This window comes from Pedobacter aquae, from assembly GCF_008195825.1.
Taxonomy (GTDB): domain Bacteria; phylum Bacteroidota; class Bacteroidia; order Sphingobacteriales; family Sphingobacteriaceae; genus Pseudopedobacter; species Pseudopedobacter aquae.
On sequence record NZ_CP043329.1, the window covers coordinates 2,292,129 to 2,312,938 of the forward strand.

Consider the following 20,810-nt stretch of genomic DNA (forward strand, 5'->3'; position numbering starts at 1 on the left):
GGTTAGGTTGTTAGTTTGTTAGAGCTCTTGAAAACGGATAAAAAACAATCTAACCAACTAACAAACTAGAAACGAACAAAAAAATAAAATATGAAATTAAATATCGCCCTTTTAGCGGGAGACGGAATTGGGCCTGAGGTTATAAACCAGGCTGTTAAAGTAGTAAATGCTGTTGCTACAAAGTTTAACCACGAAATCAATTGGACATCTGCTTTAACAGGTGCTTGCGCTATTGATGATTGCGGAGAGCCTTATCCGGATAGCACACACGAAGTTTGTATGGCTGCTGATGCTGTTTTATTTGGCGCTATTGGCCATCCAAAATACGATAATGACCCTAAAGCTACCGTTCGTCCGGAGCAAGGTTTATTAAAAATGCGTCAGAAATTAGGCTTATTTGCAAACGTTCGTCCTACTTTTACATTCCCTTCTTTAATAGACAATTCGCCCTTAAAAAGAGAGCGCATAGAAGGTACAGATTTAATCATCTTACGCGAACTAACAGGTGGAATTTACTTTGGCGAAAGAGGCAGAAAAGACAATGGCAACACCGCTTTTGATACTTGTACATACACCAGAGCAGAAATTCAGCGTTTAGCAAAATTAGGCTTTGAAATAGCGATGACACGTAGCAAAAAATTATGCTGTGTAGATAAAGCAAACGTTCTAGAAAGTTCTCGTTTATGGAGAGAAACCGTACAGGATATGGAAAAAGATTATCCAGAAGTAACCGTAAGTTACGAGTTTGTTGATGCCGTAGCTATGCGTTTAGTACAGTGGCCAAACTCTTACGATGTTTTAATTACCGAAAACCTTTTTGGAGATATTTTAACTGATGAGGCCTCTGTAATTTCTGGTTCTATGGGTTTAATGCCATCAGCTTCTAAAGGCTTACATACTTCATTGTACGAGCCTATTCACGGCTCTTACCCACAAGCAGCAGGAAAAGACATTGCAAACCCATTGGCAACAGTTTTATCTGCCGCAATGATGTTTGAAGATGCTTTTGGTTTACATGCAGAAGCGGCCGCTATCAGAGATGTTGTAAATAAATCTTTAGCAGAAGGTGTAGTAACAGAAGATTTATCCGGAAGTAACAAAGCTTACAAAACCAGCGAAGTTGGCGATTGGTTAGCTAAAAACGTATAAAAAATCTACAGAAAGCAGCTCCAAAAATTGGGGCTGTTTTTTTTGGAAAAGCAATTACATCTTTATTTTGTACCGCTAGTCCCGTTTTCCACTATATCCCTCCACTCCCGATGGTCGTTCCGGGGATGCCGTTTCAACCGGGTTTAAATGGCAAATGCAGTGCTTATGAAATAACGATGCAATCGTTAAACCAGATGAAACACTCGTTGCAAACGAGCGTAAGCTCTAGCACTAAAAGATAATTCTCTTCTGAATTTCTCCCCAATAAGAATAACTTTTTGACAATACTTTGTAATGAATCAAATTGTCTTTATTAATTACCTCATCTATTAATTCTTGAACATCTTCATTACTGCTTAAATTTAAATATCTAACATCCTTTAAAAGCTGCCTAAAGTCTACATAGTAATTATCAGATTTTATTTTTAACAAATAAATTTCCTTTGCAACTCTTAAATAACATATTCTTCTATGAAAATCATCATAATGAGATACATCTATCTGAAACACTTCATTAAATTTTAATAATGCTTTTAAATCGTCATCAGATTTAAACAGCTTAAGATCAATCTTATGTAATCTCAAAATTAGTTCTATCAAATTATATTGATTCTCTTCTGTTAATTTATGAATCCCCATTCTGCAAAATTAAACACTATAACTATTAGTTCCTAAATTAAAATATTAATATTAAAATATTAACCATGACATCTAATTAACATTAAAATCTCTCCCCGGCACTCGTTTGCAATGAGTACTTAAAATGGACTTTCGATTTTTCCTATCCCAAAAACTAGATTATGTAGATGACAACCTCTCATTGCGCTCGTTTGCAACGAGTGCTTAAAATGGACTTTCGATTTCATCGAATTTTCTATAATTTTAAATATCAAGCTCAAGCCTATGTCGCATCAATACCGTGTAAAAACTCAAGATCAAATTCATTTTATAACTTTTACAGTTGTAGATTGGGTAGATATATTTATTAGACCAGCCTATAAAAAAATCATCATTAACTCTTTAAAATACGCACAAGAAAATAAAGGATTAGAACTTTATGCGTGGTGCTTAATGACTAATCATTTACACCTGCTAGTTTCTATTAAAGAGCCTTTCCAATTATCAGACTTTGTTAGAGATTTTAAGAAATTCACTAATAAAGAAATCATTAAGTTAATGGATGCTGAGCATGAAAGTAGAAGAGATTGGATGTTATACCGCTTTAGTTACCACGCTAAGTTTAACAATAGAATTAAAGATTATAAAGTTTGGCAAGATGGCTATTATACTATTGAATGTTTCAATCATCATATCCTAGCTCAAAAACTAGATTACATACACAATAATCCTGTAAAAGCTGAAATTGTAGCTCTACCAGAAGAATATTTATATAGCTCTGCAAAAAACTACTTAAATGAAAAAGGCCTTTTAAATGTTATAAAAGTTGATACTAGCTTTAGTGATTTTATGAAATAACGATGCAATCATTAAACCAGATGAAGCACTCGTTACAAACGAGCGCAAGAAAAAACTTATGAAATAACGATGCAATCTTTAAACCAGATGAAGCACTCGTTACAAACGAGCGCAAGAAAAAATAACCATGCAATCGTTAAACCAAATGAAGCACTCGTTGCAAACGAGTGTGAGAAAAAACCCCTAAGAATCCAGTTTCATCAGCTTTTTAAAAGCGATATTTACTTCATCTCCTTTGGCTAAAGGTATAAAATCAAAATCATAAGATAAGATGGTTTTATCTTCAGCAATATATTCTACTTCTTGATACAAGCCTCCAAAATGAACTGATTTTACTTTAGCAGTCATCCCATCTTGATTTACAAAAACATCTTGCGGATAAACAGCATATTTACCATTCTCTAAAAAAGATAAACCATTTAAAATATTGGCTTTACCAATTAACTGTGCAACATAAGCATGCTGTGGTTCGTAATAAATCTCCTGGGGTTTACCTTCCCTAACCACTTTTCCATCTTTCACAATCACCAATTTATCTGATAGTGATAGACCATCACTAGGATCATGAGAAACCATGATGACTGTTATCTTCAAGAAACGAGCTAAACGCTCTATATCATCTCTTAATTGCTTCTTTAAAATGGTATCAACCTGACTAAAAGGTTCATCTAACAATAATACCCTAGGCTCTGTAATTACAGCTCTTGCTATTGCAACACGTTGCTGCTCGCCACCGCTTAGCTCCACAATTTTTTTATACGCTAAATGGTCTATCCTCAAGAACTCCATGGTTTGCATGGTTAAATCTCTTTTAACTTCTAAATCTGTATTAGAAAGTAAAGACGATATATTATCATAAACCCTAGCATAAAGGTTTAAGGTAAGCTCTTGCGTAACCATTTTCATTTCATCATGCCCTGGTATTAGCTTTTCTGTGGGCCCAAGTACGCGTTTACCTTCAAAAAGAACTTCGCCCCCTTGCGGTATCAGATAACCATAAATTAACTTTAATAAAGTTGTTTTACCACTACCACTTTCCCCTACAATACTTACAATTTCACCTTCATTAATTTCAAGATTAATTCCCGAAACGCCAGAATGGGTAGCATCTGTAAAGTTTTTATAGATATTGTGAACAGTTATTAAAGGAGTCATATTCTTGATTACTGGGTAAATATAACTATCGCATCGGTAAAAAAAAGAATTAAACAAAAAGCCCCGCAACAATTACGGGGCTTTACACACATCATTTTATGAAGGATTAGAATCCGAAGGTTAATCCGAATGAAAGATTTTTATAGCCTTCTAAACCCGGAGCTGTATTATCTGCAAATACATCATTAAAGTAGTATTTAAAGAATAAACCTGTACCACCATAACCTAATCTAACATTAGCTCCGTATCTAAATTGGGTGAAGTTATAATCGTCTTTAACTTTAATTTTCTCGCCACCATCTGTCTTTTGTTTCACTTTACCATCTATTAAGAACCCTACTTCAGGACCAGCTACAAAAGAGAATCTGTTCTTGTGCTTATCCTGCTTACTTCTATATTCAAAATATAGAGGCACTCTTAAATATCTACTAGAAAATCTATTCTTTTCTAGATTGGTTTCTGATGAAGGATCTGCAGTTAAAACTGCTGCATCTGGCCTAATGGTAACATCTCTTTCTAACCTGATATGGTTCCAATCTATACCTCCAGCCAAAGCAATTTTGAAATTAGGATTAAATCGTACACCAAACTGAAGTAAATCAAAACCAACAGTATGGGTTTTCCAGTTATTATTTTCTAAAAAATCATAACTAGAAGGGAAACCAAAATCACTACCATTGTGGTATTTGCTTAAACCAATATCAAAATGCTCGATATTTAATCCAAAGCTTACTTTTGGAAAACTACCTTTATTATCTTTTTTGGTAGAATCTGTTTTACCAATATGGATATTTACACCCTCTTTACTGATTTCTACCTGGGCGTTTTTTTCTTTCTTTACAACGGTAGAATCTGTTGCTTGTGCCTGCGCCAACTGGGCGAAGGAAAACACTGTACAAGCTATAAGTATTAATTGTTTCATGATTTTTTAGTCTTTTTTATATTTAAAGAGTCCTAGATTAATTCCTGTTATTTCTATATCACTTTCATCAGTTTTACTGATTTTGAGTACTTTATTTTCTCTCTTATCTACTTTAGCGATAACAAAGTTTACTAAATCGCCTACAGATCTTATTCTTTCTTGCTGATTGCTACTTTCATCTTTGCTACTACTTAAAGAAGACAACATAGTTGATTTAATTTTATTAGTTTTTACTGTATTTTCTTCTTCAAGAAGCATCAACTCTGTTACTGTAATTCTTTTTACAGGCTCTGTACGTGTGGCGGCAAACTCTTGCTCGGCCTCAGGATTTTCTGTTTGTATGGAAGCTAAATAGTTCTCTTGCGAGTTACTTTCTTCTGTTGTATTTGGAGTTTCCTCTTGCGCTACACGACTAACAGTTTCTACTTTAGCCTCAGCCGGCTGAGTATTAGTAATAACTTCATCAATCGTATTGACAGCATTATTTTGAGCGATAACCCTATCACCTTCTTCAACAGCTGGTTTGCCTTTTAGCATAATTTGTTCTTGCGGTTTGTTCCATAAAAGTAAACCTAAGCCAAAAACCACTACCACACTTGCTGCTGCCATCCACAGAAAAGGAACTTTTTTGCGCTGCATTGGCTTAACAGATAGTTGTTCTTCTATTTTAGACCAACTTGAAACTGATGGCTCTACTTCATAATCTGTAAATTTAGATTTGAATAAAAGATCCAATTCTTTATCCGACATGGGTTCCATAACTGTTTCCCTCCATTTTTAAAATTTGTTCTCTTAATATGGCTCTGGCTCTACTGAGTTGAGACTTTGAGGCCCCTTCTGTAATGCCTAGCTCTTTTGCTATTTCTTTGTGCGAGTATCCTTCTATTGCATACATGTTAAATACTAGTCTGTAACCGTCAGACAGGTTTCTAATCAGCCTCATCAAATCGGCAATATTTAGTCTACTCATATCAAACGCTGTTGATGCTTGGTGATCATGTGTTTCATCTATATCAACAACATTTAAACTTCTTAAATTTTTGCGGTACACTTCTATAGAAGTATTTACCATAATTCTTCTTATCCAGCCTTCAAACGAACCTTCTCCGCGGTAAGCGTTTATATTTCTAAACACCTTTACAAAAGCAGTTTGCATCATGTCTTCTGCTTCAAACTGGTCTTTGGCGTAGCGCATACAAACACCTAGCATTTTGGATGACATCATCTTATAGAGTAACTCTTGATAACGTCGTTCGCCTGCTTGGCATCCTTGAATAATTTCTTCTTGAGCGTATTTGTGCTGCAAATTCATCGTGTTATATGAGGTAGATGATGAATTTGTAAGATTGGTTGCATGAGGGTTTAATTTTTTTTAAAACATCATGAACTTTGTATGATTTGCAAGATTTCATCAACATAAGTTCTGTTGTTTGCCAATCTTGGAACCTTGTGTTGCCCGCCTAATTTCCCTTTCTGTTTCAACCATTTATAGAAAGTATTATCTGGGGCAATATGTACAGTTGGCCTTCTTAAAGCCATATCTTTAAATCTTTTAGCGTCATAATCAGAGTTTACTTCGCGTAAAGTATTATCTAAAATATCAACAAACCTATTAAACTCGTTAGGTTTCTTTTCAAATTCTATAATCCATTCATGACCGCCAGCTTCATTCCCTTGGAAATAAATTGGACAGGCAGTATAATCTTTAATAATTGCATTGGTCTCCGCACAAGCTTTAGTGAGTGCCTTTTCAGCATTATCTATAATAACCTCCTCACCAAATGCATTAATAAAATGTTTAGTTCTTCCAGTTATTTTTATTCGGTAAGGGTCTAATGAAGTAAACTTTACTGTATCACCAATAACATACCTCCATAAACCGGCATTGGTACTGATGATGATAGCGTAATTTTTATTAAGCTCAACCTCGCTTAGGGATAATGTCTTAGGATTTTCTTCATCAAAATGCTCCATTGGTAAAAACTCGTAGTAAATACCATAGTCTAACATCAACAATAAGTCTTTATCTTCACTTTGATCTTGTATCCCAAAAAAGCCTTCTGATGCATTGTAGGTTTCTAAGTAAAACATCTGCTCGTTAGGAATAAGCATTTTAAATTGTTCCTGATAAGGCTCAAAATTTACAGCACCATGTACATAAAGCTCTAAATTAGGCCAAACTTCCATCAAGTTATTTTTACCTGTAAGTTCTAATACGCGTTTTGCCAAAACGATAGTCCAAGTAGGTACGCCGGCAATATTGGTTACATTAACATCCATGGTTGCTCTGGCCATCTTTTCTATCTTCTCCTCATAATTATCCATTAAGGCGATAGACATATCAGGTGTACGCATCATTTCTGCCCATATAGGCAAGTTTTTTATGATAACGGCAGATAAATCTCCATAGAAAGAATCAGGGCTTAATTGATTGATTTGATGGCTACCACCTAACACCAAACTTTTACCAGTAAACATCTTAGCATCTGGTCTATTATTACAATAAATAGCCAGCATATCTTTACCCCCTTTAAAATGACATTCTTCTAAAGCTTCTTCACTTACAGGGATAAATTTACTTCTATCGCTAGTGGTGCCAGATGATTTGGCAAACCATTTAATTTCTGATGGCCATAGTATATTCTGCTCGCCTTTTAGCATTTTTTCAATAAAAGGCTTAAGGGTATCATAGCTTTGTAGCGGTACACGCTCTTTAAATTGGCGCTCGTTTTCTATTGATTTATAATCATAAAGCTTCCCCCACTCTGTATTTTCTGCAGAGTTTATCAAAGTATTTAGCCATTCTTCTTGTACTTCATTAGGATATTTCATGAAAAGCTCTATCTGGTGCATACGCTTTTTCATTATCCAGTTAAGAAAAGAATTTACAATTGTCATAATGGGTTATTGGCTACCTTGAATATAAGAGATATAAATTTAAACTTTAAAATTCTTGATTTTAAGTACAAAATGCTGGCCTAAATAAAATTTTCTAGCCATTTCATTATCTGCAATTTCTTGCGGAGTACCAGCAAGCATAATTTTACCTTCTGCTAATAAGTAAGCTCTATCTGTAATAGATAAGGTTTCGTTCACATTATGATCGGTAATTAAGATCCCAATATTGCGGTGTTTTAGTCTGGCAACAATAGTTTGAATTTCTTCTACCGCAATGGGGTCTACCCCAGCAAATGGCTCATCTAGTAAAATAAACTTTGGGTCTGCAGCTAAAGCTCTGGCAATTTCTGTTCTTCTTCGCTCGCCACCCGATAATAAATCGCCACGGTTTTTTCTTACTTTATGAAGGCTAAATTCATCAATAAGTTGTTCTAATTTATCTTTTTGTTCTGCCTTAGATAGTTGCGTCATTTCTAAAACAGCCTTAATATTATCCTCAACCGTAAGTTTTCTAAAAACAGAAGCTTCTTGCGCCAAATAACCAATTCCCTTTTGCGCTCTTCTGTACATAGGGTCTTGGGTGATATTTTCATCCTCTAAAAAAACATTGCCTTCATTTGGTCTTATTAAACCCACTATCATATAAAATGAAGTTGTTTTTCCGGCTCCATTTGGACCAAGTAACCCTACAATTTCACCCTGGCCTACATGAAAAGAAACGTTATTTACAACAGTTCTTTGCTTATATTTTTTAATTAGATTTTCTGCTCTTAATATCATAAATTTTAACCTAATAGGTTTTAATGCCTTTTATGTTTAATTGTATAGAACGTTTATCTTTCCATACATTTTCTTCTATGGTGTAACAAATATCAAAAGGAATACCTCTGTTAATTTGCTCTAAAAAATCTCCATGACCAAAGGCTATACAATCAAAAACCTGACTATCTTTTTGCCTAACACTCATTTTTAAATGGTTATTACCAACAATAGAACCATAGCCGTACGAATATACATTTCTACTGATAAAAACAGGTGCCATGTTTTGAGGACCAAAAGGAGCAAATTGTTTTAATATCCTAAAAAATTTAGGTGTAATATCTTTTAAATCAATACACTTTTCCGCCTCTATTACTTGCATCAACATATCATCTGTGATAGTAGCCGATACAACTTCTTCAAATTTATGGATGAAAGCAGGCAAGTTTTCTGGTTTCATGGTTAAACCTGCTGCGTATTTATGTCCGCCAAATTGCTCTAACAAATCGCTACACTCGCATAAAGCTTCGTACAAATCATATCCTAAAACAGACCTTGCGGAGCCTGCTATATGTCCGTTAGACTGTGTCAAAACAATAGTTGGGCGATAATATTTCTCTGTTAACCTACTCGCTACAATTCCTATCACACCTTTATGCCAAGTCTCATGATAAACAACGGTTGATTTTCTTTTTTCCATTTCTGGAGAGTTTAAAATCATGTTAAGAGCTTGCTCTGTAATATTATTATCAAACTCTTTACGTTCAGAATTTTTGAGGTTAATGATAAAGCCCGCATCTTCTGCTAATTGTGTTGATGAGGCAATTAAAAGTTTAACAGCTTGTTTAGCATCATCAATTCTACCAGCAGCATTAATTCTGGGGCCTATAGAAAAAACAATATCTGTGATGGTAAAATCATCGGCCTTGCCAGATAATTCTATCAAAGCTTTTAAACCGTTACATGGCTCTGAGTTAAGCTTCTTTAAACCATAATGCGCTAAGATTCTATTTTCACCTGTAATAGGGACAATATCTGAGGCGATACTTACCACTACCAAATCCAAGTATTTTAGAACCTTCTCTTGTGGTATATCATTTCTAGATGCAAAAGCTTGAATTAATTTAAAGCCTAAACCACACCCAGAAAGCTCTTTGTATGGATAATTACAATCTTTACGTTTTGGATCTAAAACAGCTATAGCATCCGGAATTTCGTCTCCCGGTAAGTGGTGGTCGCAAATGATAAAATCTATTCCCTTTTCCTTCGCATACTCAACCTTATCAATAGATTTGATACCGCAGTCTAAAGCTATAATAAGGCTTATACCATGATGAGCGGCATAATCAATCCCTTGTGTTGATATACCGTAACCCTCCACATATCTATCTGGAATATAATAAGTTAGATGAGGGTATAAATCTTTAAAAAACGAATAGGTTAAAGCTACGGAGGTTGTACCATCTACATCATAATCTCCATAAATTAAAATATGCTCTTGATTTTTGATGGCTCTTTGTATTCTGGATACAGCTTCCTCCATCCCATTCATTAAAAATGGGTCATGCAAATCATCCAAAGAAGGTCTAAAAAATAGTTTAGCTTGCTCAAAAGTTTTAATGCCTCTGGCAACCAACATTTGGGCTAAAATCTCATCTATATTTAACTCTTCTGATAGTAAGTTAACAGTTTCTAAATCTTGTATCGAATGCTCTACCCACCTTTTTTCCATATATTTGCGCAATGTAACACAGTAAAGATACAATAATCAACAAGCTCCATAAAAAAGATTTGTAAGCTATTGATTATGTCTTATTTAAATTACAAAAAACTAGCATTTTGGAAATAATAGCACTTAACGAAGGTTCGTATTCTGTAGATTCATCAAAGAAATTTATCCCCTTTGACCCTAGTATTCATAAAGCAAGCGAAAGACCAGCTTCATTGTTTATACATATCAATCCGTTTTTGATTAAAACCGAAAAAGAATTACTTATTCTAGATACAGGTTTGGGTTATAATGATGAAAAGGGGAATCTTATTTTACATGAGAATATTAAAAAAGCAGGTTATCATCCAGATGATGTGACCAAAGTGCTCATGTCTCATTTACATTATGACCACAGCGGCGGCATGGTTTGGGATAAGCAGGGTAAGTTAGAGCCTAGTTTTGCAAATGCAGAATATATTATCCAACAAGGCGAGTGGGAAACGGCTTATGCCAAGCAATCATCCTCCTACAAAACAGAAATTTTTGATGTGATACAAAGATCTGGTCAGGTTCATTTTATTGAAGGAAACGGAATCTTAACAGATGAAATTAGCTATGAGCTAACCGGTGGACATTGCGAATATCATCAAGTTTATCATATCAAAAATGATGAGCATGAAATCTTTTTTGGTGGAGATGTGGTACCTGAGCCCGAACAATTACAAAGAAATTTTATTGCTAAGTATGATTACGATGGAAAGCTAGCTAAAGACTTAAGAACAGAGTATGGAAAAAAGGCTGCCATAAACAATTGGATATGCTTATTTTACCATGCCAAGAACAGGGCTATTGGCACAGTTAAAGAGGATGAACAAGGTAATATAAGAGTAGACGCTTTTTAGCTAATACCTAAGCTTTGATACAAATCTTGAATTTTTTCTATGGTTAAAGGTTTAGAAATAAACCTGTTAACAGTAGGATATGTTTTAGATTTACTGATATCATCATTATAAACAGATGATGACAACATATTAATTACAATCTTTTTTGATATTTGATGAGTTACGGCAGCATATTCTTCTAAAAACTCCCAGCCATTCATGATAGGCATGTTAATATCTAAAAAAATAATATCTGGAAGATCTTTTTGATTATTTAATCTAGATGTTATATAATTTATACCTTCCTGACCATTTAAACAAGTAGAAACTCTTGCTCTAGGCGGTATCTTGTCTATTAATTTAGCGGCTATAAAATTATTGATTTCGTCATCATCAATAATTAAAATATGTAACGTTTCATCTATCATATCTGGGCTCTTCTACGAAAGCTTAAAAATAAAGTTTTAATGATTTCAAAGCATATTAAACTCATTAATAATTATCCCGCTATTATAACTATTAATATTTATAGATACACTTTAAAATAGTTTCAAGTTTTATACCATAAAAGCATTTTTCTAGATAATTAAGATTTTAAATTGATATTATCTTGCTTAAAAGATTTAAAGACCATATTAAAAAGGCATATTATTTATAAGCTTATTAAATCAAATAAAAAAACGCCTCTTTTTTGATTATTATAATACCCAAAATGGGGAATTTGAGAATTTTATTCTACAATATAAGGCAAAAAAAAAGAGGCTAGCTTTAATAGCTAGCCTCTCATACTTTATAATAGAAATATTCTATTTTTTCGCAACCAAGTTGATATTTAATTCAAACTCATCATTAATTGCTTTGTCTCCTAAACTATCAAAAAAGCTTTTAGAACCATATTTAATATCGTATTTTGTTCTATCAACTTTAACTCCATTAGCAACAGCTACCAAAACACCATTTTTCACAGTGATTGCAGCAGGGAAAGTTAATGGCTGAGTGATTCCTTTAATTGTTAAATTACCAGAAATATTTACTTTACCTGCACCAGCAGCAGTAACTTTAGTAATCACAAATTTTGATTGAGCAAATTTATCAACGCCAAAGAAGTCGTCAGCTTTTAAATGGCCTAATAATTTACCATTCATTTCGCCTTGTAAATCAGTTACAGTCATGCTGTTCATATTGATAACAAAATTACCTCCATTTAAAGCAGAACCATTGTAATTAAGAACCCCAGAAGCTAATTTAATTTCTCCACGGTGTTCACCAGTAACTTTTTTACCAATCCACTCAATTTTAGATTTTTGAGTATCAACTTTATACTCAACTGCAGCTGGCTTAAATGCCAACGAAATCATGCTTACGAAAGCAATTAATAATATTCCTTTTTTCATAATTTTTAATTTTGTTAAACAAACCTACATAAATAATTTATATGTTTAAACATCTATTTTTGATATTACATTAAATTGACATTCTTAAGATTCTGGCTGAGGAAATCTTAAAATAAAGGTAGTACCTACATTTGGCTCGCTTTCTACCTCAATGGAGCCGCCTAAAGATTCTATATGCGATTTAAGTATAAACAAACCAATACCTTTTCCTTCTGTATTCTCATGAAACCTTTGGTATAAACCAAAGATCTTTTCAGCATTTTTCTTCAAATCAATTCCTAAGCCGTTATCTTTTATTTTCAAAACAACATCATTACCTATTAACTGGCTAGAAATATGAATTTCTAAATTTCTTTGATTAGACTTATAATTAATGGCATTAGAAAGCAAGCAAAAAATGGCACTTTCAAAATATTGTTTAGGATAATAAAGCTTATTTACATCAACTGCTAACTTTATTTTAGCGTTTGCTTTCACGAGTTTATTCTCTAAGGAATTGATTACCTTAACACACTCATCTTCGATATTTAGGTTAGTAGCGCATTTTTCTTCCGCAGCAATTTCATGCGATACAATTTCAATTAAATCATCTAATACACCACTCAATTTAGCTATAGAGAGTTTCATATTATCCACAATTACCAAATCATCTTGACTTAGTGCTTCTAGGTTTAGCATTCCAAAGAGGGCTTCTATATTAACAATGGGCGCTCTTAAATTATGAGAAGTTATGTAAGCAAATTTTTTCAGTTCACTATTGCTTCGTAACAACTCCTCAGAAACTTTTATCAACTCAATTTCTTTTCGCCTTATCTTATCAATATCAATAACTATCCCAGATACAATATTTCTATGTTTATCAGTTTGATCGTGAGCTGTAAAAGATATCATCACATGCAAATCTTCTCCGTTTCTTAGCTTTAGTCTAACCTGAAAATTTGCCTTTTCTTATTCCCCTTTTTAAATGCTCTAAAACTTTTAAGGGCTACCAATTTATCTTTAGGATGGATAAAATCTAAAAGGTTAACCTGAGATAACTTTTGTTGATATTCAATCCCTAGCCTTTCGCACCATTCTTTACTTACAAAAGCTTTTTTAGATCCAACATCCCAATCCCAAACACCAATATTAGCGCTCTTTATAGCCAGCTTAAGCTTTTCTTCATTTCGCTTAGCCATAAGCTCTGCAGATTTCCTGTTTTCAACCTCGGCAGATAACTCTGCTGTTTTAGCTTTCACAACTTTTCTTAATTGCCAATTGATGACAACAATAACTACTATAATTACAAAAGCAATGATGGCAGAATACAAAATTGGTTTCAGCCATTTACTTAAATTTTCTTCTTCTGAGCTATAAATGAAATCTTTTAAAGTAATCTTCTTATCTGCTATACCCAGTTGTTGATAAATTTGAAGCATATATTGCCATCTTCCTATATTCATATGGCCAATTTGCACCAAATCTGGCATCACTAATTTTTTAACCTCTTGAGCTTCTATTTTTAAAAATTCTTTATTATTACCATGTGCTTTAACACCAGGTAGCGTTAAGATATAATTGATGAGTTCATCCTCATGTTCAAAAGCATATTGCCAACCTTTCAAGGTAGCTCTTATAAAAGCATCTGTTCTTTCCGGATTATTATAAGCAAAAGATTTAGTTGTAAAAATTACATCGCCGTAAAAATCTACGCCGTACTCTACAGGTCTTATCATATTTACAGATAAGCCTAGCTTTTTTAATCTTTGGGGCTGTGTGGTGATATAAGTTACAACCGCATCAGCTTTACCATTTGCAATTTCTTCAGAATCGTTTTTTCTTGGAATAACATCAATTAAATCTGATTTTATTCCTTCTTTCAACAATACGGCTTTAAAAATATTCCAACCTTGATCCTGATCTGCTAAAATTGTTTTACCAATTAAATCAGATGGCTTTAGAATATTCTTACTCTTTAAACTGATGATAACATATGGAGAGGACTGCATGATGGTAGAAAGCACTACCAAAGGTTTAGCTTTGGTATTTCTAAGTACAACATTTGGATCAAAAATCCCAATATCTGCATTACCCTTAAGAATTTCTTGTACAGGAGAACTATTAGGACCACCAGGAATTAATTCAACATTTAATCCTTCCTCTTTATAATAACCCTTAATAAGTGCAGCATAATAACCTGCAAATTGAAATTGATGTCGCCACTTGAGTTGCAGCTTAATTGTATCTTTTCCAATAGCATGAGATGGGGTTATTATTGTTATAAGAAAGACATACAACGTCAATAAAAACCTCATCATAAATAGCTAGATCAAATTTATGTTTAACATATTTTAAAGCTAATATTTTAATTGTTTATAAAGGGCTTTTTATTAGGGATTTAAAATAAAAAAAGCTAGACAATTGCCTAGCTTTTCTTTTAAATAAAGTATTTAATTTATACTGTTTCTATCTCGGCATAAGTTTCTAATGGAGGACAAGAACAGATTAAAGTTCTATCGCCATGGGTATCATTAACCCTACCTACAGAAGGCCAAAATTTATATTGAGCTACATAAGGCAAAGGAAATGCTGCTTTTTGTCTGGTATAAGGTTTATCCCAATCATTACCTGTTACTACCGCAGCAGTATGCGGAGCATTTTTTAAAGGATTATTTGCTTTATCTAATAAACCAGATGCTATATCAGCTATTTCATTTCTGATAGCTATCATAGCATCGCAGAAACGATCTAGCTCATGTTTAGGTTCAGATTCTGTAGGTTCTACCATAACAGTACCAGCCACAGGGAAAGAAACTGTTGGTGCATGGAAACCATAATCCATTAACCTTTTAGCTATATCGGTTACTTCAATACCTAAAGCCTTAAACTCGCGACAGTCTAAAATCATCTCGTGTGCACATCTTCCGTTGGCTCCTGAGTACAAAACAGGATAATGCTGTTCTAACCTAGCTTTGATATAATTTGCATTTAGGATAGCATATTTTGTAGCATTGGTTAAGCCCTCAGCCCCCATCATAGCTATATAAGCATGAGAAATTAACAAAATAGATGCAGAACCCCAAGGTGCTGCGGATACTGCATGTATAGATTTTTCTTGACTAATATCAACAACAGCGTGGCCGGGTAAATATGGAACTAAATGTTTAGCTACGCCAATTGGCCCCATACCTGGACCACCTCCACCATGTGGAATGCAAAATGTTTTATGTAAGTTGAGGTGGCAAACATCGGCACCAATATTTGCTGGAGATGTTAAACCTACTTGAGCGTTCATGTTGGCACCATCCATATAAACCTGCCCACCATGTTGATGAATAATATCGCAGATTTCTATGATAGACTCTTCAAAAACGCCATGTGTTGATGGATAAGTTACCATTAAACAACTTAAGTTAGCAGAGTGCTCTTCTGCTTTTGCTCTTAAATCTTCAACATCAATATTTCCTTTCTCGTCACATTTAGTTACCACGATTTTCATACCTGCCATAGCAGCAGAAGCCGGGTTTGTACCATGTGCAGAAGATGGAATCAAAGCGATATTTCTATGGAAATCTCCTCTATCTTGATGATAAGCTCTAATAACCATTAATCCTGCGTACTCACCTTGTGCACCCGCATTTGGTTGTAAACTCATAGCTGCAAAACCAGTTATCTCGCTTAACCAACGGTTTAACTCATCCATAATTTGCATATAACCACCAGTTTGGTCTATAGGTGCAAAAGGATGTAAGTTTCCAAACTCTGGCCAAGTAACCGGAATCATTTCTGTGGTAGCATTCAATTTCATGGTACATGAACCTAAAGCTATCATGGAGTGGCATAAGGATAAATCTTTTGCTTCTAAAGATTTGATATAACGCAGCAACTCATGCTCTGAGTGATGACTATTAAATATAGGATGTGTTAAATAAGCTGATGTTCTAGCTAAAGAAGCAGGAATAGTACTTGTTAAATCTCCTTTTAAAGCATCAACATCTATATCATTTTGATTGATGCCTTTTACTTTTCCAAAGAATCTTACTAAAGTTTTAATATCTTCTACAGAAGTAGTCTCATCTATAGAAATAGTAACTGTTTCGCCTTGGTAATTTAAGTTAACCTCGTTGTTTAAAGCTTCTGCTTTAATAGCGTTTAACAAAGTGCCAACGTTAAACCTTACCGTATCAAAATAAGCTTGGTTTTCTTGTTGGTAACCTAGGTGCTGTAAAGCATTAGACAATAAAACAGCTAAACCATGTATTCTTTCTGCTATAAGTTTAATGCCTTTAGGTCCATGGTAAGTAGCATACATACCCGCCATAATAGCCAATAAAGCTTGTGCTGTACAAATGTTTGATGTTGCTTTATCTCTTCTGATATGCTGCTCTCTTGTTTGTAAGGCCATACGCAAAGCGTAATTTCCATGAGCATCAATAGTTACCCCAATGATACGGCCTGGCATAGACCTTTTGTACTCTTCTTTTGTAGCAAAAAAAGCGGCATGAGGCCCACCAAAACCCATTGGAATACCAAAACGTTGGGTTGTACCTACAACAATATCAGCGCCCCATTCTCCTGGAGGAGTTAATAAAGCTAAACTCATAATATCTGCCGCAACAGTAAGTTTTATATTTTTTTCATGAGCTTTATTAGCAAAATCGCTATAATCAAAAACTTCGCCGTTACTTGCTGGGTATTGAACAATAGCACCAAACATATCTTCTGTTAGTTCTGCAGTTCTATGGTCGCCAATAACTAGCTCTATACCATAAGGCTGTGAACGTGTTTTTAAAATATCTATGGTTTGCGGGAATACTTCTTGAGAAACAAAGAACTTTTTAGCTGCGGCATTTTTTCTTAAGCTGTATTGCATAAACATCGCTTCTGCAGCTGCTGTTCCTTCATCAAGCAGAGAAGCGTTTGCTATTTCCATTCCGGTTAAATCAATAACCATCGTTTGGAAATTTAATAGCGCTTGTAATCTACCTTGTGCAATTTCTGCCTGATAAGGAGTGTATTGCGTGTACCATCCTGGGTTTTCTAAAATGTTTCTTTGGATAACACCTGGCACAATAACACCGTAATAACCTTGCCCTATGTATGATTTAAAAATCTTGTTTTTAGAAGCCGTTTGTTTAAGATGATTCAGGTATTCGAACTCACTTTTTGCCGAAGGTAAATCCATAGCACCTTTAAGACGTATGTTTTGCGGCACTGTTTGGGCAATTAGTTCTTCTAAAGAATTTACCCCAACAGCATCTAACATTTCTTGGGTATCCTGCTCATTTGGTGCAATATGTCTTTGCTCGAACAGTTCCTGATAATCAACATTTAATTTCATTTAAACGGAAGTTTTTAAGATGCGCAAAATTATGAAAAATGAGGGTGCTTTTATAATAGAAACAGCATGAAATTGTAAAGATTAAAATACAAGTAGCTTAAAAGTTTAAACCTTGTTTTTTGGGTTTCTTTTGAAATGAAAGATGGAAGCTATATAGATAATCCTAGAGGTTTCATCTATACTGTAAATGATGATAAATGGAAATTTTTTGACAACCAATTCTCTTAGTTCTCTTATCTTTTTGGGATAGTGTTTTGGATTTTCTGATATTAAATTAAGATGTTTATAAATCTCGGTTTTAAAATCATCACCTAAACCTAATTTTTGTTCTTGATACCAACAAAAAGCATCCAGAAATTCTTTCCTACTCTTTTTCGTTAGTAGTACTTTATAGTTCATGAAATAGTGTTAGCTTTTATTTTCTCTATATCTGCATCTATTTCTTCCAAAGAAAAGGCCTTATTTGTACCATTCTTGCATTTTTTTACCCTGTCCTCAAAATCCTTTACTAAGTCTTTATCTTCCCACCAATTAAAATCTTTTACAATATCATCTTCTAAAAGTGCAAAAATAGCTTTGACTTTTTTTTCATCTGCCACTTTTATATATTCTTGTAATTTGATTCTTATTGCTGAGATTGTCATGATAAGTGCTTTGTGTAAATATAATTATTTCAACTGATACAAATATCTTTGGATAGTATTTTCTAAGCCTAGATAAAGTGCATCGCAAATAAGTGCATGCCCTATACTAACTTCTAACAAACCTGGTATATTTTGCGCAAAATATTGAAGATTTTGTAAATCTAAATCATGCCCAGCATTGATGCCTAAACCTACTTTATTGGCCATTTCGGATGCTTTTACATAAGGTAATATAGCTTTTTCTTTATCTTGATGATAATTTACCGCGTAAGACTCTGTATAAAGTTCTATCCTATCTGTACCTGTAGTTTTTGCGGCTTCAACCATTTCTGGATTAGGATCTACGAAAATAGAAACTCTAATTCCTTCCTGTTTAAAAACGGCAATGATATCTTGTAAGTAGTTTTGGTGTTTGATGGTATCCCAGCCATGGTTAGAGGTGATTTGGCCTAAAGCATCGGGTACTAAAGTTACTTGTGTTGGTTTATTTGTTAAAACCAATTCTACAAATTTTTCTTCTTGGCAATTGCCTTCTATGTTAAATTCTGTTTGGATTTGACCTTTTAAATCGTAAACATCTTGATAGCGTATATGTCTTTCATCCGGACGTGGGTGTACGGTTATTCCTTGTGCGCCAAAACGCTCGCAATCTAGTGCTATTTGTAATACATTTGGGTTATTACCACCTCTTGAGTTTCTTAAAGTGGCTATTTTATTGATGTTTACTGATAATTTGGCTAATGACATATACAAAGGTATCATTATGCTGTGATACTGTAAATACTTAGCACAGGTTTTGAAAAATAAACCGGGGCGAGGGCGGTACCCCGCAGGACATTTGGAGCTTTTGCGGAAAATGGACGAGGAGTAAAGCAAAGCACCGGACTAGCCTTAAAATGAAATGCTGCCATTGCTTTTCTAAATAAAATTCTTTCTGAAATAAATAAAAAAACCGCCCTGTGGGTACAGAGCGGCTTGGATTAATCGTCAATCTAAAATCAACAATCTAAAATATTAATAACGGTATGCGTCTGATTTGAAAGGACCTTGAACCGTAACACCAATATATTCTGCTTGGTCTTGACGAAGTTCTTCTAACTCGACACCGATTTTTGCTAAGTGTAAACGAGCTACTTTTTCATCCAAAGTTTTTGGTAAAACATAAACTTTGTTTTCGTAAGCTGCTGCGTTTGTATATAATTCTATTTGCGCTAAGGTTTGGTTTGTAAAGGAGTTAGACATTACAAATGATGGATGACCAGTTGCGCAACCTAAATTCACTAAACGACCTTCGGCTAAAACGATAACGTCTTTACCATCAAGGGTATATTTATCCACTTGTGGTTTGATTTCGATTTTGGTATCGCCATAGTTTTGGTTTAACCAAGCCATGTCAATTTCGTTATCAAAGTGGCCAATGTTACAAACGATAGCTTTATCTTTTAAGGCTTTAAAATGCTCGCCTCTAACGATGTCTTTATTACCAGTTGCTGTTACCACGATGTCTGCTTCTTTGATAGCAGTAGCTAATTTTTTAACCTCGAAACCTTCCATTGCTGCTTGTAAAGCACAAATTGGATCTATTTCTGTAACGATAACTCTTACACCTGCGTTGCGTAAAGAATCTGCTGAACCTTTACCTACATCGCCATAACCGCAAACAACGGCTACTTTACCAGCCATCATCACGTCTGTAGCTCTGCGGATAGCGTCTACTAAAGACTCGCGACAACCGTATTTGTTATCGAATTTAGATTTGGTTACAGAATCGTTAATGTTGATTGCCGGCATTGGAAGTGTTCCTTTTTTAACGCGATCATGTAAGCGTAAAACACCTGTAGTTGTTTCTTCTGAGATTCCTTTGATACCTGCTGCTAGTTCTGGATATTTATCTAAAACCATATTGGTTAAATCGCCACCGTCATCTAAAATCATGTTTAGAGGCTCGCGGTTTTCACCAAAGAATAAGGTTTGCTCAATACACCAATCAAACTCTTCTGCATTCATGCCTTTCCATGCGTAAACAGGAATACCAGCTGCTGCAATTGCTGCTGCTGCGTGATCTTGGGTGGAGAAAATATTACAAGAAGACCAAGTAACATCTGCACCTAATTCTACTAAAGTTTCTATTAAAACTGCTGTTTGGATGGTCATGTGTAAACATCCGGCAATTCTTGCGCCTTTTAAAGGTTTGCTTGCGCCAAACTCTTCTCTAAGGGCCATTAAACCTGGCATTTCTGCTTCGGCTAATTCAATTTCTTTTCTTCCCCATTCGGCTAGGGAAATGTCCTTCACTTTGTAAGGTACGTAAGTTGTCTCTACTGATGACATAGTTGTTTTATTTTGTGAGCTGCAAAGATACCGCTTAGGCGGATGAAATTCAAATGGTTAATGGTAATGAGATTGTTAAGATTGTAAAAACATATTTTATTATAAATTTTTCAATTTATGTTATCTAAATACTACTTATCTTTACATTTGAAAGCTTATAGAAATAAATA

Annotated in this window: 20 protein-coding genes; 3 read left to right on the forward strand and 17 right to left on the reverse strand. The window is 34.4% G+C overall.

Translation table 11 applies throughout. The annotated features are described in order from the left end of the window. The first annotated feature begins 90 nt into the window (after positions 1-90). Positions 91-1,149 (forward strand): 3-isopropylmalate dehydrogenase, encoded by a 1,059-nt coding sequence (gene leuB / locus FYC62_RS10010; protein WP_039452193.1) that lies wholly within the window; start codon positions 91-93, stop codon positions 1,147-1,149. Between the two features lie 231 nt (positions 1,150-1,380). Here the strand turns inward: leuB and FYC62_RS10015 are convergent, their stop codons facing one another. Further along, a complete protein-coding gene (locus FYC62_RS10015) occupies positions 1,381-1,788 on the reverse strand; it encodes a hypothetical protein (RefSeq protein ID WP_149074830.1) in 408 nt (135 codons plus the stop codon). Positions 1,789-2,052: 264 nt separating this feature from the next. On the opposite strand from FYC62_RS10015, the gene FYC62_RS10020 reads away from it, so the two are divergent. Beyond that, a complete protein-coding gene (locus FYC62_RS10020; protein WP_149074831.1) occupies positions 2,053-2,625 on the forward strand; it encodes an REP-associated tyrosine transposase in 573 nt (190 codons plus the stop codon). A 183-nt stretch (positions 2,626-2,808) separates the two neighbouring features. On the opposite strand, the gene FYC62_RS10025 is transcribed toward FYC62_RS10020, so the two are convergent. The 7 genes from FYC62_RS10025 to recJ form a co-directional block, all read right to left on the reverse strand. Beyond that, a complete protein-coding gene (locus FYC62_RS10025; protein ID WP_149074832.1) occupies positions 2,809-3,780 on the reverse strand; it encodes an ABC transporter ATP-binding protein in 972 nt (323 codons plus the stop codon). Between the two features lie 106 nt (positions 3,781-3,886). Further along, the gene (locus FYC62_RS10030; protein ID WP_149074833.1) at positions 3,887-4,702 is read right to left on the reverse strand and encodes an outer membrane beta-barrel protein; all 816 of its coding nucleotides are present in this window, start codon (positions 4,700-4,702) and stop codon (positions 3,887-3,889) included. A gap of 6 nt (positions 4,703-4,708) precedes the next feature. Beyond that, positions 4,709-5,461 (reverse strand): hypothetical protein, encoded by a 753-nt coding sequence (locus tag FYC62_RS10035; protein WP_168199421.1) that lies wholly within the window; start codon positions 5,459-5,461, stop codon positions 4,709-4,711. Next, complete coding sequence (locus FYC62_RS10040; protein WP_149074835.1) at positions 5,442-6,014, reverse strand: RNA polymerase sigma factor; 573 nt, start codon at positions 6,012-6,014, stop codon at positions 5,442-5,444. The genes FYC62_RS10035 and FYC62_RS10040 overlap by 20 nt, the downstream gene beginning before the upstream one ends. A 68-nt stretch (positions 6,015-6,082) precedes the next feature. After that, positions 6,083-7,600, reverse strand: a complete 1,518-nt coding sequence (locus FYC62_RS10045; protein WP_149074836.1) for a GH3 auxin-responsive promoter family protein — start codon at positions 7,598-7,600, stop codon at positions 6,083-6,085. Positions 7,601-7,639: 39 nt separating this feature from the next. After that, positions 7,640-8,380 (reverse strand): LPS export ABC transporter ATP-binding protein, encoded by a 741-nt coding sequence (gene lptB / locus FYC62_RS10050; RefSeq protein ID WP_149074837.1) that lies wholly within the window; start codon positions 8,378-8,380, stop codon positions 7,640-7,642. 10 nt (positions 8,381-8,390) lie between these two features. Continuing rightward, positions 8,391-10,091: a single-stranded-DNA-specific exonuclease RecJ gene (gene recJ / locus FYC62_RS10055; RefSeq protein WP_149074838.1), complete on the reverse strand. Its 1,701-nt coding sequence runs from the start codon at positions 10,089-10,091 to the stop codon at positions 8,391-8,393. 107 nt (positions 10,092-10,198) lie between these two features. Here recJ and FYC62_RS10060 point away from each other — a divergent pair, with 107 nt between their 5' ends. Further along, positions 10,199-10,972 (forward strand): MBL fold metallo-hydrolase, encoded by a 774-nt coding sequence (locus FYC62_RS10060; protein ID WP_205943707.1) that lies wholly within the window; start codon positions 10,199-10,201, stop codon positions 10,970-10,972. Here the strand turns inward: FYC62_RS10060 and FYC62_RS10065 are convergent. The 9 genes from FYC62_RS10065 to ahcY all read right to left on the reverse strand — a co-directional run bounded on the left by FYC62_RS10065 (position 10,969) and on the right by ahcY (position 20,640). Then, positions 10,969-11,379: a response regulator gene (locus tag FYC62_RS10065; RefSeq protein ID WP_149074840.1), complete on the reverse strand. Its 411-nt coding sequence runs from the start codon at positions 11,377-11,379 to the stop codon at positions 10,969-10,971. The genes FYC62_RS10060 and FYC62_RS10065 overlap by 4 nt on opposite strands. Before the next feature lie 378 nt (positions 11,380-11,757). Continuing rightward, positions 11,758-12,345, reverse strand: coding sequence for a YceI family protein (locus FYC62_RS10070; protein ID WP_149074841.1), 588 nt, complete (start codon positions 12,343-12,345; stop codon positions 11,758-11,760). Positions 12,346-12,429: 84 nt separating this feature from the next. Continuing rightward, complete coding sequence (locus FYC62_RS10075; protein ID WP_149074842.1) at positions 12,430-13,236, reverse strand: sensor histidine kinase; 807 nt, start codon at positions 13,234-13,236, stop codon at positions 12,430-12,432. A gap of 29 nt (positions 13,237-13,265) precedes the next feature. Beyond that, positions 13,266-14,642, reverse strand: coding sequence for an ABC transporter substrate-binding protein (locus FYC62_RS10080; RefSeq protein WP_149074843.1), 1,377 nt, complete (start codon positions 14,640-14,642; stop codon positions 13,266-13,268). A gap of 137 nt (positions 14,643-14,779) precedes the next feature. Next, entirely contained in the window at positions 14,780-17,665 is a 2,886-nt protein-coding gene (gene gcvP, locus FYC62_RS10085; protein WP_149074844.1) for an aminomethyl-transferring glycine dehydrogenase, read from the reverse strand. A 105-nt stretch (positions 17,666-17,770) separates the two neighbouring features. Beyond that, positions 17,771-18,064, reverse strand: a complete 294-nt coding sequence (locus FYC62_RS10090) for a type II toxin-antitoxin system RelE/ParE family toxin (RefSeq protein WP_149074845.1) — start codon at positions 18,062-18,064, stop codon at positions 17,771-17,773. Beyond that, complete coding sequence (locus FYC62_RS10095; protein WP_026902966.1) at positions 18,061-18,309, reverse strand: hypothetical protein; 249 nt, start codon at positions 18,307-18,309, stop codon at positions 18,061-18,063. Before FYC62_RS10095 ends, FYC62_RS10090 begins: the two co-directional genes overlap by 4 nt. Positions 18,310-18,333: 24 nt before the next feature. Next, on the reverse strand, positions 18,334-19,056 hold the full coding sequence (locus FYC62_RS10100) for a pyridoxine 5'-phosphate synthase (protein ID WP_149074846.1): 723 nt from the start codon (positions 19,054-19,056) through the stop codon (positions 18,334-18,336). Between the two features lie 267 nt (positions 19,057-19,323). Beyond that, positions 19,324-20,640, reverse strand: coding sequence for an adenosylhomocysteinase (ahcY, locus tag FYC62_RS10105; protein ID WP_039452150.1), 1,317 nt, complete (start codon positions 20,638-20,640; stop codon positions 19,324-19,326). Positions 20,641-20,810: the final 170 nt, after the last annotated feature.

Coding starts and splice junctions, on each gene's coding strand:
- FYC62_RS10080 (WP_149074843.1), bottom strand. CDS start 14,642: ATGATGAGGTTTTTATTGACGTTGTATGTCTTTCTTATAACAATAATA.
- FYC62_RS10025 (WP_149074832.1), bottom strand. CDS start 3,780: ATGACTCCTTTAATAACTGTTCACAATATCTATAAAAACTTTACAGAT.
- FYC62_RS10075 (WP_149074842.1), bottom strand. CDS start 13,236: ATGATATCTTTTACAGCTCACGATCAAACTGATAAACATAGAAATATT.
- FYC62_RS10030 (WP_149074833.1), bottom strand. CDS start 4,702: ATGAAACAATTAATACTTATAGCTTGTACAGTGTTTTCCTTCGCCCAG.
- FYC62_RS10070 (WP_149074841.1), bottom strand. CDS start 12,345: ATGAAAAAAGGAATATTATTAATTGCTTTCGTAAGCATGATTTCGTTG.
- FYC62_RS10045 (WP_149074836.1), bottom strand. CDS start 7,600: ATGACAATTGTAAATTCTTTTCTTAACTGGATAATGAAAAAGCGTATG.
- FYC62_RS10020 (WP_149074831.1), top strand. CDS start 2,053: ATGTCGCATCAATACCGTGTAAAAACTCAAGATCAAATTCATTTTATA.
- FYC62_RS10035 (WP_168199421.1), bottom strand. CDS start 5,461: ATGGAACCCATGTCGGATAAAGAATTGGATCTTTTATTCAAATCTAAA.
- ahcY (WP_039452150.1), bottom strand. CDS start 20,640: ATGTCATCAGTAGAGACAACTTACGTACCTTACAAAGTGAAGGACATT.
- FYC62_RS10040 (WP_149074835.1), bottom strand. CDS start 6,014: ATGAATTTGCAGCACAAATACGCTCAAGAAGAAATTATTCAAGGATGC.
- lptB (WP_149074837.1), bottom strand. CDS start 8,380: ATGATATTAAGAGCAGAAAATCTAATTAAAAAATATAAGCAAAGAACT.
- FYC62_RS10015 (WP_149074830.1), bottom strand. CDS start 1,788: ATGGGGATTCATAAATTAACAGAAGAGAATCAATATAATTTGATAGAA.
- gcvP (WP_149074844.1), bottom strand. CDS start 17,665: ATGAAATTAAATGTTGATTATCAGGAACTGTTCGAGCAAAGACATATT.
- FYC62_RS10065 (WP_149074840.1), bottom strand. CDS start 11,379: ATGATAGATGAAACGTTACATATTTTAATTATTGATGATGACGAAATC.
- FYC62_RS10095 (WP_026902966.1), bottom strand. CDS start 18,309: ATGACAATCTCAGCAATAAGAATCAAATTACAAGAATATATAAAAGTG.
- FYC62_RS10100 (WP_149074846.1), bottom strand. CDS start 19,056: ATGTCATTAGCCAAATTATCAGTAAACATCAATAAAATAGCCACTTTA.
- leuB (WP_039452193.1), top strand. CDS start 91: ATGAAATTAAATATCGCCCTTTTAGCGGGAGACGGAATTGGGCCTGAG.
- recJ (WP_149074838.1), bottom strand. CDS start 10,091: ATGGAAAAAAGGTGGGTAGAGCATTCGATACAAGATTTAGAAACTGTT.
- FYC62_RS10090 (WP_149074845.1), bottom strand. CDS start 18,064: ATGAACTATAAAGTACTACTAACGAAAAAGAGTAGGAAAGAATTTCTG.